Source organism: Heliomarina baculiformis (assembly GCF_019966545.1).
In the GTDB taxonomy this organism is placed as follows: Bacteria; Pseudomonadota; Alphaproteobacteria; order Rhodobacterales; family Rhodobacteraceae; genus Heliomarina; species Heliomarina baculiformis.
Window position 1 is genome coordinate 30,083 of sequence record NZ_JAIMIC010000019.1, and the last position, 15,393, is coordinate 45,475.

A 15,393-nucleotide genomic window follows, 5' to 3' on the forward strand; every position below is an offset into this window, starting at 1 on the left:
TGCTTGCCGCTGACTAGCATCTGGATTGTTCGCGATGCTTCGATTAGCGTCGAAGCATGAAAGACGGCCCCAATATCGCGACTCTCGCCGCGCTGATCGGCGATCCGGCCCGCGCCAATATCCTGACCGCGCTGATGTCGGGGAAGGCGCTGACCGCGAGCGAACTCGCGCATGAGGCCGGGGTCACAGCCCAGACGGCAAGTTCGCACCTGCGCAAACTGGAAGACGGCGCACTGATCGCGCATCGCCAGCAGGGACGGCACCGCTATTTCACCCTCACCGGGGATGAGGTCGCCCGCGCGCTGGAAGGGCTGATGGGTCTTGCCGCCACTCAAGGTCAATTGCGCACGCGTACCGGCCCGAAAGATCAGGAACTGCGCACCGCGCGTGTCTGCTACAACCACATGGCCGGTGAGATGGGCGTCCGGCTTTACCGCTCCATGCAGGATCGCGGCGCCTTCCGGACAACCCATTCCGGTCTGGACCTGACGCCACAGGGGTATGATTTCGTGCGCGACCTGGGCCTCAACCCCGATGGGCTGCCGCCCAGCCGCGCGCCACTTTGCCGCGAATGCCTCGACTGGTCGATGCGCCAGTCGCATCTGGCCGGACGGCTCGGGCGCGCGCTCTTGTCCCGGTTCGAAGACCTCGGCTGGGTCGCCCGTGTCCCCGACAGCCGAATCCTCCGCGTTTCCAGACGCGGCGAAAAAGAGTTTGACAGCATTCTGGGCTGACACACGCCTCTTGAACCGCTGACGAAAGCGTTTAAAATTCAATTAAAACATGGAATTAAAGGGAGATTCCCCTGTTTCCATGCCATGAACGATCCACACAAAACCGCGATATTATCTCAGACGTGCCGCGTTCTTGCCAAGATTGGTGGCGATAGACTGTTTCCAGAACGATAGAAATCACCAAGGAATAGTCGATGGACCGTCTCACCGAAATGGAAGCCTTCGCCAATGTGGTAGATCAGGGCGGCTTCACGGATGCGGCCAAGAAAATGGGCATCTCCAAATCAGCCGTTTCCAAGCACGTTTCGAGCCTTGAGGCACGGCTTGGCGCACGTCTGCTGAACCGGACCACGCGCCGCGTCAGCCCGACCGAGATCGGCCTTGCCTATTACGATCGTGCCCGCCGCGTACTGAACGATGCAGGCGAAGCGGATGCGCTGGTCACCTCGATGCAATCGGCCCCCTCGGGTCTGCTGCGCATTTCGGTCGCAACGGATTTCGGCGTCAATCATCTCTCGCCGGTGCTCAGTGAATTCCTGTCAGATTTCCCCGAGATCACCGTCAACATGGTGCTGAACAACCGGTATGTCGAACTGATTTCCGAAGGTTTCGACATGGCCGTGCGGATCGGTGAGTTGGAAGACAGCACCCTGCGCGCCCGCAAGCTGACGGAAACCACCAAGGCGATGATCGCCTCGCCCGCCTATTTCCAGAAATACGGCTATCCGCAGAAGATCGACGACCTGAACGAACACAAGCTCCTGCATTATTCCAACCAGTCGAGCGGCAACGTCTGGAAACTGACCGCCCCCTCGGGTGAAAAGCGTCAGGTCCGCACCGCCGGCTGGCTAAGCGTGAACGACGGCCAGTCGCTGCTCAACGCCGCGATTTCGGGCCTCGGCATCGCCTTCCTGCCCAGCTTTCTCTTTGCCGACGCGATGGAAAAAGGGCTGGTCGAATACGCCATGCCCAGCCTTCCGGTCGAAACCCAAGGCATCTACGCGGTTTACCCGCCGGGCCGGTTCACCCAGCCCAAGGTTCGCGCCTTTATCGACTTTCTGGTCAACGCCTTTGCAGAAAAAGGCCCCTCGGACTGGTAACCCAACTCTCGTTGCTTCCCTTGGCAACCAAACTTCCCCGCGCCCCCTCCGCGCGGGGGTTTTTTCTTTTGGGTGTCCGGCGGTCAGGTATGCGGACCTTGTTGCCATTCGGGTAGGCCGTTGCGATGTTCGGTTCGGCAGCCTGAAGGGACAGTTAGATGAATGGTTCGACGCGCAGAAAGCTTATCTGGTTTCAAGCTGGAAACCTGCTGGTTTCACTCGCTATTCTGGCCGCGATCCCCGTCGGCTTGCAAGGGTCTGCTATGATCCAAGTGCTGTTTGCAATCAAAGTAATCACGTTGATCTACTTGAACGACTATCCAGCGAAGAAAGATGTATTTAGTGTGATTTTCTTTGGACTGGCGTTGATCGAAGTCATCCTTCTATTTTTGACCGGTTCATTTTCTGTCTACACATACGTTATCGCGCGTTTCTAAGTGCCGCTTGGAATCCGAATGAACATGGCAGTTTGGGCTCAAACCCGACCTTCACCCAAAGGGTCCGGTACAAGCGACGTAATTCACCAGCTCGGTTCGTGGACACGTTTTATTCTTTCCGGGACACCGGGTCGCTTGGCCTCTGGATGAACCGCCCTAGAACAGGTGCTCCAGCAGAACCGCGAGGGCCGCACCACCGACACCGGCACAGACAGCCACCAAGGCCAGCATCCTGCGGCTCAGCTTGCGTTCGGGTGCTGGCGGTTCCGCCTGCGCGATCAGCGCGTTCTGCACCAGCCCCGGCAGGCGCGGACCGAACCGCGCCAGCACCAGCGCCGCCTTGCCAAGATCCGACAGAACCGCTTTCGGGCCGATGGAATCCTTGATGTAATCCTCGACCACCGGCCGCGCGACTTCCCAGATGTTGATATTCGGGTTCAGCGAGCGCGCCACACCTTCGACCACCACCATCGTGCGCTGCAGCAGGATCAGTTCGGTCCGGGTTTCCATGCCGAACCGCTCGGTCACCTCGAAAAGATAGGTCAGCAACCGGCCCATCGAGATATGCGAGGCATCCATGCCAAAGATCGGCTCGCCCACTGCCCGCAGGGCACGGGCGAATTCATCGACATCCTGATCGGCGGGCACGTAACCCGCTTCGAAATGCACCTCGGCCACGCGTTTGTAGTCTCGCCGGATGAAACCGAACAGGATCTCGGCATAGACCCGGCGGGTGTATTCATCGATATGGCCCATGATGCCGAAATCATAGGTGATGATATCGCCATTGGGTGCGACCTTGAGGTTCCCCTGATGCATGTCGCCGTGAAAGAACCCGTCGCGCAGGGCGTGCAGCAGGAACAGCCGCAGCAGCCGTTCGCCCAGATCCCGCCGGTCATGCCCGGCCGCATCCAGCGCGTCATTGTCGCCAAGCGGCACCCCTTCGGCCCAGCCCAGCGTCATCACCCGACGGCTTGAGAAATTCCACTTGATCGAGGGAAGCTGAAAGCCCGGATCGTCCTTGGTATTGGCCGCGTATTCCGAAGCTGCCGCGCTTTCGAGCCGCAGGTCAAGTTCGCCCCGCACGACGCCGTCGAAATGCTCCACCACCTCCATGGGACGCAGCCGCCGCGCGCCCGGCGCGAAAAGCTCGACCATGCGCGCGGCAAAGTAAAATGCGTCCACATCCTTGCGAAAGGCACGCTCGATATTCGGGCGCAGCACCTTGACCGCGACCTTTTCGCCCGTATCTGCCAGCCGTGCCTGATGCACCTGCGCAATCGAGGCTGCGGCGATCGGCTCGGAGAACTCGGAAAAGATCTCGTCGACCGACATGCCCAGCTCGCTTTCGATCTGGGCGCGGGATTCGGCCATCTCAAAGGGCGGCAGCTTGTCCTGCAGGACGCGCAGCTGCACCGCGAGGTCATTGCCCACCAGATCGGGCCGCGTCGACAGGATCTGGCCGAACTTGATATAGGCCGGGCCCAGCGCCGTCAGCGCGCGGGTCGCGGGCGGCATCGACGGGTCGCCCTTGTAGCCCAGCCACATGAAAGGTTTGCCCAGCGTGCGCGCGGCAACGCGCAGCATGGGCGGCGCGTCATAGGCATCGAGGATCACGCCCATCGCGCCGGTACGCTCCATCGTGGCGCCGGTACGGATCAGGCGGATGATATTATGCGGACCGCGCATCAGGCAGCCACCAGCTCAGCCAGACCCATCAGATCTTCCACCCTGAATGCAGCGCCGCGATTCCCATGCTCAGGTTCCGGTATTTCGCCTGTTCAAAGCCCGCCAACCGGACCATCGACAGGAATGTCTCCTGATCGGGAAAGTTGCGGATCGATTCGACGAGATACTGATAGCTTTCGCGATCCCCGGCAATCATCTGACCCATGCGCGGGATGACGTTAAAGCTGTAGAGGTCATAGAGCTTTTGCAGCCCGTCATTCGGCAACTGGCTGAATTCCAGCACCATCAGCCGTCCACCCGGTTTCAGCACGCGGAACGCCTCGTCCAGAGCCTCCTGCGGGCGGGTCACGTTCCGGATGCCGAAGCTGATCGTGTAGACATCAAAGGTATTGTTCTCGAAGGGCAGCGCCATCGCATCGCCCACCACCCAGTCGAGGCTGTCCGCCATGCTCGCGGCCTCGGCGCGCTTGCGCCCCTCCACCAACATCGGCTCGGTCAGGTCCAGCACCGTGGCATGACCATGCCCGGCCCGCTTGAGAAAACGGAAGGAAATGTCGCCTGTACCGCCCGCCACGTCGAGCAGCCGCTGCCCGGGGCGCGGGGCGAGCCAGTCCATCATCGCGTCTTTCCAGACCCGGTGGATGCCAACGCTCATCACGTCGTTCATGATGTCGTATTTGCTGGCGACCGAGTTGAAGACGCCCTGCACCCGCCCGGCCTTGTCGCCCTCGGGGATGGTCTCGCGTCCGAAATGGGTGGTTTTGTCGGTTTCGTCTGTCATGGGTCTTGCCGCCGCTAAAGTTTGGCCCTTGTTATAGGGCGTTGCCGGGCGGCACAATGCGCCCCCTTGCCAGAAGAAAGAGCACCATGCCCGAATTGCCAGAGGTAGAGACAGTCCGTCGCGGCCTTGCCCCCGTGATGGAGGGGGAAATCATCGCCCGCGCCGAGGTCAACCGGCCGGACCTGCGCTGGCCGTTCCCGCCGGATATGGCGGTGCGACTGTCGGGCAAACGCGTCGAACGGCTGCGGCGGCGGTCGAAATACATCCTTGCCGATCTGAGCTCGGGCGAGACGCTGCTGGTGCACTTGGGCATGTCCGGTCGGATGATGGTGTCGGGCGATCCACTGGGCCGGTTCGTACATGAGCACCCGATGCCGGAAAAGCACGACCACGTCGTGCTGCATATGGACAACGGCGCGCGCATTACCTTCAACGACCCGCGCCGCTTTGGCGCGATGGATCTGATGGACACCGCCAGCGCCGATTCCCACAAGCTGCTCGCCGTGCTCGGGCCCGAACCGCTGGGCAACGATTTTCACGAAGCGCATCTGATCAGGGCGTTTCACGGACGCAACACCCCGGTCAAATCGGCCCTGCTCGACCAGCGCATCGTCGCGGGACTTGGCAATATCTATGTCTGCGAGGCGCTGTTCCGTGCCGGAATTTCACCCCGCAGAAAAGCCGGGAAAATTTCGGCCGCGCGTGTCGGCGCGCTTGTCCCGATCATCCGGCAGGTGCTCACGGATGCCATTCAGGCAGGCGGTTCCTCGTTGCGCGACTTCCGCCAAGCCGATGGAGAACTTGGATATTTTCAGCATTCCTTTGACGTCTACGGACGCGAGGGCCAGCCCTGCCGCACCCCCGATTGTCGCTCAAATGTGCAGCGAATCGTGCAATCGGGAAGATCGTCGTTCTTCTGTGCGCAATGCCAAAGATAGCTTGAAGTGATTGCTTCAAGTGGTAAGGCTCGGTTTCACAACGGAACAATGAAAGCAAGATTCATGGCCTTTGAGACGATTACCGTCGCTACAGAAGACCACATCTGCCAAATACGCCTCAATCGCCCGGACGCCCTGAATGCGCTGAATACCCAGCTGTTGGGCGAGCTATGCGATGCACTGGAAGAGGCCGATGGCAATGATAAGGTGCGCTGCATCGTCATAACCGGCTCGGACAAGGCATTTGCCGCCGGGGCGGATATCAAGGAGATGTCCGAAAAGAGCTTTGCGGATGTCTACAGCGAGAACTTGTTCGCCGATACCAGCGACCGAATCCTCGCGATCCGCAAGCCCATCATCGCCGCCGTCGCCGGCTATGCGCTTGGCGGCGGATGTGAACTGGCGATGGCCTGTGATTTCATCATCGCCGCCGACACCGCCAAGTTCGGCCAGCCGGAAATCAACCTCGGCGTCATCGCCGGGATCGGCGGCACCCAGCGTCTTACGCGCTATGTCGGCAAGTCAAAGTCGATGGATATGAACCTCACCGGGCGTTTCATGACGGCCGAGGAAGCCGAACGCGCGAACCTGGTGAGCCGGGTCGTGCCCGCCAAGAAACTGATGGAAGAGGCGATGTCCGCCGCCGACAAGATCGCGGAGAAATCGCTGCCGAGCATCCTTGCCGCCAAGGAAGCGGTAAACCGGTCCTACGAGACCACCCTGCGCGAAGGCATCCTGTTCGAACGCCGCCTGTTCCACTCGATGTTCGCGACCGAAGATCAAAAGGAAGGCATGGGTGCCTTCCTTGAAAAGCGGCAACCGCAGTTCCGCGACAAGTAAGTGACCGGGGGCGCACCGCCGCCCCCGGCATCCGCCGGGCCTGCGCCGCGATCTTCGCGAAAATGGCTTTCCTTTCCTGTAAAACTGACCTATACGCCGCCGATACATGCGCGTGATGCCCGCTCTGGCAGGATTCGACCGGTCGATGAAAACCCGGTGTCGGGACGTTTTGCGCTTTTGATTTCAACCGTCCCGATGTGAGGGAGCCGACATGGCCAATACACCGCAGTCCAAGAAACGCGCCCGTCAGAACGAATCGCGCTTTACCGTTAACAAAGCCCGTCGTTCGCGGATTCGCACCTACCTCCGTAAAGTCGAGGAAGCGATCGCTTCCGGCGACAAGGAAGTGGCAATTGCTGCCCTTCGCGACGCCCAGCCCGAGCTGATGCGCGGCGTCACCAAGGGTGTGTTGCACAAAAACACAGCCGCCCGGAAGATGTCCCGTCTTTCGAGCCGCGTGAAAGCTCTCAGCTGAGTTGAGCGATCAACCGCTCAAGTTTTTGTGAAATATTAATGACTATAAGGCGTTGCCGTCGGCAGCGCCTTTTTTGGTTCCGGACGGCTTCCGCCGGTTTCCATGGGGCCAAGAGATTCTCTGCCGAGAAAAGAGTGAGTCAATAACATAGTTTCGTTGCCGGTCTGCCGTCAGAATTGCTACCACTAAGCGAGCGATTCATATGCTTGGGGGGACAGGTTGTTTCCGGACCAAGGCCCAGTCTGCAACGGGTCAAAACGCCGGAGACTCAACTGAATTGACGGATTTCATCCGGCTTTTTCAGTGTGTCATGAACGATGGCTGCCCATCGTTATTGTGACCCTGTCGTGTAAAATAGTGCGTCGATGATTGCACCGGTTATGACCCGTCCAGTGTTGGGCGGACGGGTTCGGTTTGCTTGTTGTCATTGCCGCAATACGACGACGACGCGCTGTCATGCTTTTGTCAGCGGTGTCCCCGCTTGTGCATGAGTCCCGCCGGTTTCTGCGCCGGTCAACAAGAGATAAGAGGTCGAATGGCCTCGAAATTTGGGATGCATGAGGCAAAGATGAGACAAGAAGAATGGGGACAACTCAGACAAAAGCTGCTCAAGACGGTCGGTCAGAATAACTATACAACATGGATCGAACCGCTTGAATTTTCGGATGTGAACGATGGCGTTGCCGTCTTTCATGTGCCGACGAACTTCATGGGCAACTACGTTGGCCAGAACTTTTCCGACCTTATCCTGTACGAACTGAACTCCTGTGGGGAGGACGTTCAGCGCATCCAGTTTCAGGTCCCGGCAAATTCGCCCAAGCGCCGCACGGCGCCCGAGCAGCGCGCCAAGCCCGTCGATCCTGCCGTCGCGCCGTCGGCCCCGTCTGCGGCCGCGACCGCCTCGGACGATCAGGCTCCCGAATTCGGCGCCGCGCCGCTGGACGCCCGTTTCACCTTTGACAACTTCGTCGTCGGCAAGCCGAACGAACTGGCCCATGCCGCAGCACGCCGCGTCAGCGAAGGCGGTCCCGTCACCTTCAACCCGCTGGTTCTATACGGCGGTGTCGGCCTTGGAAAAACGCACCTCATGCATGCCATCGCCTGGGAACTACGGACCCGCCAGCCCGAGCTGAACGTCCTATACCTATCGGCCGAACAGTTCATGTACCGCTTTGTCCAGGCCCTGCGCGAACGCAAGATGATGGATTTCAAACACATGTTCCGCTCGGTCGACGTTCTGATGGTCGATGACGTGCAGTTCATCGCCGGCAAGGACAGCACGCAGGAAGAATTCTTCCATACCTTCAACGCGCTGGTCGACCAGAACAAACAGATCATCATTTCGGCCGACCGTGCCCCGGGTGAAATCAAGGATCTCGAAGACCGCGTCCAGTCGCGCCTGCAATGCGGCCTCGTCGTCGATCTGCACCCGACCGATTACGAGCTGCGCCTCGGCATCCTCCAGTCGAAACTCGACAATTACAAAAAGACCTACCCCGGACTCGAAGTCACCGATGGCGTGCTCGAATTCCTCGCCCATCGCATCTCGACCAACGTTCGTGTCCTCGAAGGCGCGCTGACCCGTCTCTTCGCCTTCGCCTCGCTCGTCGGCCGCGAGATCGACATGGAGCTGACGCAGGACTGTCTCGCCGATGTTTTGCGCGCCTCGGAACGCAAGATCACCGTCGAGGAAATCCAGCGCAAAGTCTCGGAATATTACAACATCCGCCTGTCCGACATCATCGGCCCAAAACGCCTGCGCTCCTACGCGCGCCCGCGCCAGGTGGCAATGTACCTCTGCAAGCAGCTGACCAGCCGCTCCCTGCCGGAGATCGGCCGCCGTTTTGGCGGTCGCGACCACACCACCGTCATGCATGGCGTGCGTCGCATCGAAGAGCTCAAGGCGTCCGACGGTCAGATCGCCGAAGACGTTGAAATGCTGCGCCGCGCGCTCGAGGCCTGATTTGCAGGCCCCGGCCCGCGCCGGGGCATTTGCACAAGACCACGAACACGCGTCCGGGCGGGCAAATTCGCGGTAACGCCGCAGAATGTTTGCGATTTGGCCATACTCGCCGCAATCGCATCGCTGCCCCCCTTGACGCCCTTTCCTTTAAAACAGACAAACTCAGGAAAGGCCTTGTGCCGGGGGGCCAAACCGCTAACTTGCCCTTCCCGGCCTTTGCAGAGGATCGAAGGACATGAAATTCAGCATCGAACGTGGCACATTGCTCAAGGCCGTGTCTCAGGCGCAATCGGTTGTCGAGCGCCGCAACACCATTCCAATCCTCGCCAACGTGCTGATCGAAGCCGAGGGTGACTCTGTCTATTTCCGCGCCACCGACCTCGATATCGAAGTGGTGGATAAGGCCGTTGCACAGGTCGAACGCGCCGGGGCGACCACCGTGGCCGCGACGACCCTGCATGAAATCGTGCGCAAGCTGCCCGACGGCGCCCTTGTCAGCCTGAACGCCGATACCGCCGCAGGCCGTCTGACGGTCGAAGCGGGCCGGTCCAACTTTTCGCTGGCCACCTTGCCGAAAGAAGATTTCCCGGTCATGGCGACCTCGGAATACGAGTCGAACTTTTCCGCCAAGGCCGAGGTGCTACGCCGCCTGTTCGACAAGTCGAAATTCGCCATTTCGACCGAAGAGACCCGTTACTACCTGAACGGTGTCTACATGCATGTGGCCGATGGCGAAGACGGAAAGGCGCTGCGCTGCGTCGCGACCGATGGCCACCGCCTTGCCCGTATCGACGCCCCGCTTCCCGCAGGCGCCGAACAGATGCCCGGCGTGATTGTTCCCCGCAAAACCGTGGGCGAGCTGCGCAAGCTGCTCGACGAGGACGACATGGAAATCGCGGTCTCGGTTTCGGAAACAAAGGTCCGCTTTGCGACACCGGACATCACGCTGACCTCCAAAGTGATCGACGGTACATTCCCCGATTACACACGCGTCATCCCGCAGGGCAACACCCGTCGGCTCGAAGTCGACGCGGCTGATTTTGCCAAGGCCGTTGACCGCGTCGCCACCGTTTCCTCGGAACGCTCGCGCGCGGTAAAGCTGCAGCTGGAAGAAGACCGTCTGATCCTGTCGGTGAACGCCCCCGACAGCGGCGCCGCCGAGGAAGAGCTTGCCGTCGCCTATTCCGACGAACGGCTCGAGATCGGCTTTAACGCGAAATACCTGCTGGAAATCGCAAGCCAGGTCGACCGTGAGAACGCCGTTTTCATGTTCAACTCGGCAGGCGATCCGACGCTGATGCGCGAAGGAACCGATCAGAGCGCGGTCTACGTCGTCATGCCGATGCGCGTCTAAAACTTTTGCCTCCGGCGGGGATATTTTAAGACCCAAAGAAGGGGGACGGATGGCGCCCGAAAAGCCACTGGCAGTGACCTCCCTGACCCTGTCGCACTTCCGGTCCCACAAGATCGCCAGGATCCGCGTCGACGAACGCCCGGTCGCGATTTTCGGGGCAAACGGGGCCGGGAAGACGAATATCCTTGAGGCATTGTCGATGCTTTCCCCTGGTCGTGGGCTGCGCCGCGCGAGCGCAAGCGACATGGCCCGGCGTCCCGATCCAATCGGATGGCAGTTGACGGCCGATGTGCTCTCCGGCGGCGCCGCCCACGAGATCAGGACATGGTCGGAAAACGGGGCTGCGCGGCAGGTCAGAATAGACGACAAACAGGCAAGCCAGGTCGCCCTTGGCCAGATAGTCCGGGTCCTGTGGCTTATCCCGTCCATGGATCGTCTGTGGATCGAAGGTGCGGAAGGTCGCAGGCGGTTTCTCGACCGGGCCGTGCTGAGCTTTGTTCCCGGCCACGCCCAGATCGTTCTTGACTACGAAAAAGCCATGCGGGAACGCAACCGGCTGCTCAAGGACATGGTCCGCGATCCCCATTGGTACATGGCCCTTGAACGGCAGATGGCCGAGGCGGGCGCCCTCATCCATCGCAACCGCCGGGACACGCTTTTGAAACTCGACGCCGCGCAACAGGATGGCACCACGCGTTTTCCGGCGGCGGCGCTCGACCTCACCCAGTCCGAAGGCAGCATGCCCGAAAGCGTCAAGGATCTTGCCGAGGCCATCGCTGAAAGCCGGTTCCGTGACATGGCCGCCGGACGGACACTGGTCGGACCGCACAGAACCGATCTTCACGCCGTCTATGCCGAAAAAGGGATCGAGGCCAAGGACTGCTCGACCGGCGAACAAAAGGCGCTGCTGGTGTCGCTCATCCTCGCCAACGGGCGCGCCCTGTCGCGACAGATCGGCGCGCCGCCCATCCTGCTTCTCGACGAAATCGCAGCCCATCTCGATGCGGATCGCCGCGCCGCGCTCTACGACGAGATATGCGCCCTCGGAACCCAGGCGTGGATGACCGGAACCGGCGCTGAACTCTTCGACGAACTGGGATCGCGGGCACAACATCTGCATGTCTCGGAAACCACCGGCGTCTCGCTGCAGGACCCAGCCTAAAGCGCTCGTTTGGTCCTTCTTTGGGTCAGAAAATATCCCGGGGGAGATGCCCGGAACGGGCATCGGGGGCAGAGCCCCCATCACGCGACGACCGCACCTGAATCGACTATCTGGAAGGGCGCGCCGTAACGTCCGGAGATACACCAAATATTGTGGTCAGCCCGTGACAATCCCCCCAGAACCGGGTATAAAATCGCAAAATGACAAAAGGATTTTCGGATGTCCGAGACCGACCGCGCACCGGAAGAATATGGCGCTGATTCCATCAAGGTTCTCAAAGGCTTAGAAGCTGTCCGCAAACGGCCCGGCATGTATATCGGCGACACGGACGATGGCTCGGGTCTGCACCACATGGTGTACGAAGTCGTCGACAACGGCATCGACGAGGCACTGGCCGGACATGCGGACGCGGTGACCGTCAGGATCCATGCGGATTCCAGCGTTTCAGTAATGGATAACGGACGCGGAATCCCCGTCGGCATCCACGAGGAAGAAGGCGTTTCCGCCGCCGAGGTCATCATGACCCAGCTGCACGCGGGCGGCAAATTCGACCAGAACTCCTACAAGGTATCCGGCGGTCTGCACGGGGTGGGTGTCTCGGTCGTGAACGCGCTCTCCGACTGGCTGGAACTGCGCATCTGGCGCGACGGGAAAGAGCACGTGGCCCGCTTTGAACGCGGCGACACGGTCAAGCATCTCGAAGTCGTCGGCGACGCAGAGGGCATGACCGGGACCGAGGTCCGTTTTCTCGCGTCGACCGATACCTTCTCGAACCTCGAATACTCCTTCGAGACGCTGGAAAAGCGCCTGCGCGAACTTGCCTTCCTCAACTCGGGCGTCCGCATCATCCTGGTCGACGAGCGCCCCGTGGAACCGCTCCGCTCGGAGCTCTTCTACGAAGGCGGCGTGCGGGAATTCGTCAAATATCTCGACCGGTCGAAATCCACCGTGATGAGCGAGCCGATCTTTATCACCGGCGAAAAAGACGACATCGGCGTCGAAGTCGCGATGTGGTGGAACGACAGCTACCACGAGACGGTCCTGCCCTTTACCAACAACATCCCGCAGCGCGATGGCGGCACCCATATGGCCGGTTTCAGGGGCGCCCTGACCCGGACGATCAACGCCTACGCGCAGTCCAGCGGTATCGCGAAAAAGGAAAAGGTCTCCTTTACCGGGGATGACGCGCGCGAGGGACTGACCTGCGTGCTTTCGGTCAAGGTGCCCGACCCGAAATTCTCTTCTCAGACCAAGGACAAGCTGGTCTCCTCCGAGGTGCGTCCCGCCGTCGAAGGTCTGGTCAACGAAAAGCTTTCCGAGTGGTTCGAGGAAAATCCGAACGAGGCAAAGATCATCGTCGGCAAGATCATCGAGGCCGCGCTGGCCCGCGAAGCCGCCCGCAAGGCGCGCGAGTTGACCCGGCGCAAGACCGCGATGGACGTGAACTTCCTTGCCGGCAAGCTCAAGGACTGCTCGGAAAAAGACCCGTCCAAGACCGAAATCTTCCTTGTCGAGGGTGACAGCGCCGGCGGCTCGGCGCAAACCGGACGTGACCGGGGCACGCAGGCGATCCTGCCGCTCAAGGGTAAGATCCTCAACGTTGAACGGGCCCGGTTCGACCGGATGCTCGGCAGCCAGGAAATCGGCAACCTCGTCATGGCGCTTGGCACCGGGATCGGGCGCGATGAATTCAACATCGACAAGCTGCGCTATCACAAGATCGTCATCATGACCGACGCCGACGTGGATGGCGCACACATCCGGACGCTGCTGCTCACCTTCTTCTACCGGCAGATGCCGGAACTGATCGAAGGCGGCTACCTCTATATCGCGCAGCCGCCGCTCTACAAGGTGAGCCGTGGCAAGTCCGAGGTCTATCTCAAGGATCAAGCCGCGATGGACGATTACCTGATCCAGCAGGGCGTCGAGAACGCGGTTCTGCGGCTGGGCTCGGGCGAGGAAATCACAGGTCAGGATCTGGTCCGCGTCATCGACGAGGCACGCCAGCTCCGTCGGGTCCTCGAAGCCTTCCCGACCCATTACCCCCGTCACATCCTTGAACAGGCGGCAATTGCCGGGGCCTTTGTGCCCGGCGCCGTGGATGCCGATCTTCAGGCCGTGGCCGACAAGGTGGCCAAGCGGCTCGACGTGATCGCCGCCGAATACGAACGCGGCTGGCAGGGGCGTATTACGCAGGACCACGGAATCCGTCTGGCCCGCATCCTGCGCGGTGTTGAAGAGGTCCGTACGCTCGACGGTCCGATGCTGCGCTCGGGCGAGGCGCGCAAGACCGGCAGCTTTACCCAAAGCCTGCAAGACATCTATGGCTCCCCGGCCACGCTGGAACGCCGCGACCGTAACCAGGTGATCTACGGCCCGCTTGGCCTTTTGCAGGCCATTCTCGACGAAGGCGCCAAGGGTCTGTCGCTGCAACGCTACAAGGGACTTGGCGAAATGAACCCGGATCAGCTCTGGGAAACCACGCTCGACCCGGACGCCCGCACCCTGCTGCAGGTCAAGGTGGATGACATGGTCGAGGCCGACGATCTCTTTACCAAGCTCATGGGCGATGTCGTCGAACCCCGCCGAGAGTTCATCCAGCAGAACGCGCTGAACGTCGAAAACCTCGATTTCTGAACGGCTGTAGGCGCGCGCGTAGTTTTTCGCCGCGCGCATAGTTTTTCGCTTGCTAAGCTCGGGGTGAGGCCGCTTTTTATATGACTTTCAAAAGGTTAGCGCGAAATCCAGGCCTTCGCGGTTTCTTGGACTGGTTCGCGCAGGGCGCGTTGGACAGCGTCTGCAAAACTAACGAGCCTTGCATCTCGGTCTCGGTGGGCGTGCATTGCCCATCAACCGAGACAGAAGCTTCCTTCTCCGCAGGAAGAACTTGAGCTGCAGCTCACCGTGGAAAGCCGGCATGGCGCCTGCAGGAAGCGCACGTAATCTTCAATCGCGGCTTCGGTCTTGATTTGACTGGGTTTTATGTGCCTCATTTCCAAGTTCGAGAAAGAGGTGCCTGATGCCAGAATTGGACCCCAATATAGCTTTACCGATCGCCGTGCTGATGTTCCTGATCGGTTTTCCACTTTTTCTCATTCTATTCCTGGCCGCACGACGGCGGGCAAAGCGCCTCGGTCGCCAGCTCAATGAGGAGAAGACCAGGGCCGCCAAAGACCGCGCCCGGATCCTCGCGGAGGAAAAGGAGAAACGGCAGGCGATCGAGCAGAAATACTCGCCGATCATCGATATGGAAGCCGAGGTCGGACGGTTGAAAGCTGAAGCTGAAGAGTTCGCGAAGAATATCGACGAACTGCGATCCAGCTACGCCAGCAAGCGCGAGACCATGAAGAAGCTCGAGCACCAAGTCGCGGTGTATGACGAGCGCCTCGCCTTCGCAGAACTCGGTGTCTATGAGCCTCACTTCGATTTCGGGGACAGCGAGATCTTCAAGGAGCAGATTAAGCAGATCCGGGAGAAGCAAAAGGCAATGGTGTCGCAGAAGACTGCCGCTATTTGCCCGACCGATTGGACCGTCGATGGCAGCCTCTCCAAGGGGCAGACAATGATCAACCGTCAGATGCGACTGACGGTGCGCGCCTTCAATAACGAATGCGAGGCGGCGATCGCGAACACGCGTTGGAACAACGTAGTCGCTATGGAGAAGAGGATCCTGAACGCTGCAAAACAAATCGACTCGGCCAATGCCTCCATGAACCTGTCCATCAATGAGCGATACGTCTCGCTCAAGCTAAACGAGTTGCACCTCACCCACGAATATCGGGAGCAACTCAAGGTCGAGAAGGATGAGCGGTGGACCTGTCCCGTTTTTGTGCCGCCCCCGGTGCTCGTTTAGGCCACCTTCCGCTCGAAAGCGACTGGGCTTTTCCAGCCCAGTGCTGAATGGCGGCGGCGCGGATTGT

At 60.3% G+C, this 15,393-nt stretch carries 13 protein-coding genes; 11 read left to right on the top strand and 2 right to left on the bottom strand.

The window, feature by feature from the left end; all coding sequences use genetic code 11:
- Positions 1–56: 56 nt before the first annotated feature.
- The 3 genes from MF268_RS23840 (at position 57) to MF268_RS23850 (ending at position 2,271) form a co-directional block, all read left to right on the top strand.
- Positions 57–734: an ArsR/SmtB family transcription factor gene (locus MF268_RS23840; RefSeq protein ID WP_238373223.1), complete on the top strand. Its 678-nt coding sequence runs from the start codon at positions 57–59 to the stop codon at positions 732–734.
- A 194-nt stretch (positions 735–928) separates the two neighbouring features.
- Entirely contained in the window at positions 929–1,834 is a 906-nt protein-coding gene (locus MF268_RS23845) for a LysR family transcriptional regulator (RefSeq protein WP_088635609.1), read from the top strand.
- Positions 1,835–1,992: 158 nt separating this feature from the next.
- Positions 1,993–2,271: a hypothetical protein gene (locus tag MF268_RS23850; protein WP_238373224.1), complete on the top strand. Its 279-nt coding sequence runs from the start codon at positions 1,993–1,995 to the stop codon at positions 2,269–2,271.
- Positions 2,272–2,427: 156 nt separating this feature from the next.
- Here MF268_RS23850 and ubiB read toward each other — a convergent pair whose 3' ends face one another.
- Together ubiB and ubiE are read right to left on the bottom strand one after the other, a co-directional pair.
- Entirely contained in the window at positions 2,428–3,960 is a 1,533-nt protein-coding gene (gene ubiB / locus MF268_RS23855) for a 2-polyprenylphenol 6-hydroxylase (RefSeq protein ID WP_238373225.1), read from the bottom strand.
- 28 nt (positions 3,961–3,988) lie between these two features.
- On the bottom strand, positions 3,989–4,741 hold the full coding sequence (gene ubiE / locus MF268_RS23860; protein WP_238373226.1) for a bifunctional demethylmenaquinone methyltransferase/2-methoxy-6-polyprenyl-1,4-benzoquinol methylase UbiE: 753 nt from the start codon (positions 4,739–4,741) through the stop codon (positions 3,989–3,991).
- A gap of 86 nt (positions 4,742–4,827) precedes the next feature.
- Between ubiE and mutM the strand changes: the two genes are divergently transcribed.
- The 8 genes from mutM to MF268_RS23900 all read left to right on the top strand — a co-directional run bounded on the left by mutM (position 4,828) and on the right by MF268_RS23900 (position 15,326).
- Positions 4,828–5,679 (top strand): bifunctional DNA-formamidopyrimidine glycosylase/DNA-(apurinic or apyrimidinic site) lyase, encoded by an 852-nt coding sequence (gene mutM / locus MF268_RS23865; RefSeq protein ID WP_238373227.1) that lies wholly within the window; start codon positions 4,828–4,830, stop codon positions 5,677–5,679.
- A 63-nt stretch (positions 5,680–5,742) separates the two neighbouring features.
- Positions 5,743–6,519, top strand: a complete 777-nt coding sequence (locus MF268_RS23870) for an enoyl-CoA hydratase (RefSeq protein ID WP_238373228.1) — start codon at positions 5,743–5,745, stop codon at positions 6,517–6,519.
- A 211-nt stretch (positions 6,520–6,730) separates the two neighbouring features.
- Complete coding sequence (gene rpsT, locus MF268_RS23875; protein ID WP_238373229.1) at positions 6,731–6,994, top strand: 30S ribosomal protein S20; 264 nt, start codon at positions 6,731–6,733, stop codon at positions 6,992–6,994.
- A gap of 568 nt (positions 6,995–7,562) precedes the next feature.
- Positions 7,563–8,957, top strand: a complete 1,395-nt coding sequence (gene dnaA / locus MF268_RS23880; protein WP_238373230.1) for a chromosomal replication initiator protein DnaA — start codon at positions 7,563–7,565, stop codon at positions 8,955–8,957.
- Between the two features lie 235 nt (positions 8,958–9,192).
- Positions 9,193–10,311 carry a DNA polymerase III subunit beta gene (gene dnaN, locus MF268_RS23885; protein ID WP_238373231.1) on the top strand — a complete coding sequence of 373 codons (1,119 nt, stop codon included), beginning with the start codon at positions 9,193–9,195 and terminating at the stop codon, positions 10,309–10,311.
- A gap of 49 nt (positions 10,312–10,360) precedes the next feature.
- Positions 10,361–11,473, top strand: coding sequence for a DNA replication/repair protein RecF (gene recF / locus MF268_RS23890; RefSeq protein ID WP_238373232.1), 1,113 nt, complete (start codon positions 10,361–10,363; stop codon positions 11,471–11,473).
- Positions 11,474–11,692: 219 nt separating this feature from the next.
- Positions 11,693–14,110, top strand: a complete 2,418-nt coding sequence (gyrB, locus tag MF268_RS23895) for a DNA topoisomerase (ATP-hydrolyzing) subunit B (RefSeq protein WP_238373233.1) — start codon at positions 11,693–11,695, stop codon at positions 14,108–14,110.
- Between the two features lie 382 nt (positions 14,111–14,492).
- Positions 14,493–15,326 carry an SNIPE associated domain-containing protein gene (locus MF268_RS23900; RefSeq protein ID WP_238373234.1) on the top strand — a complete coding sequence of 278 codons (834 nt, stop codon included), beginning with the start codon at positions 14,493–14,495 and terminating at the stop codon, positions 15,324–15,326.
- The last annotated feature ends 67 nt before the right edge of the window (positions 15,327–15,393 follow it).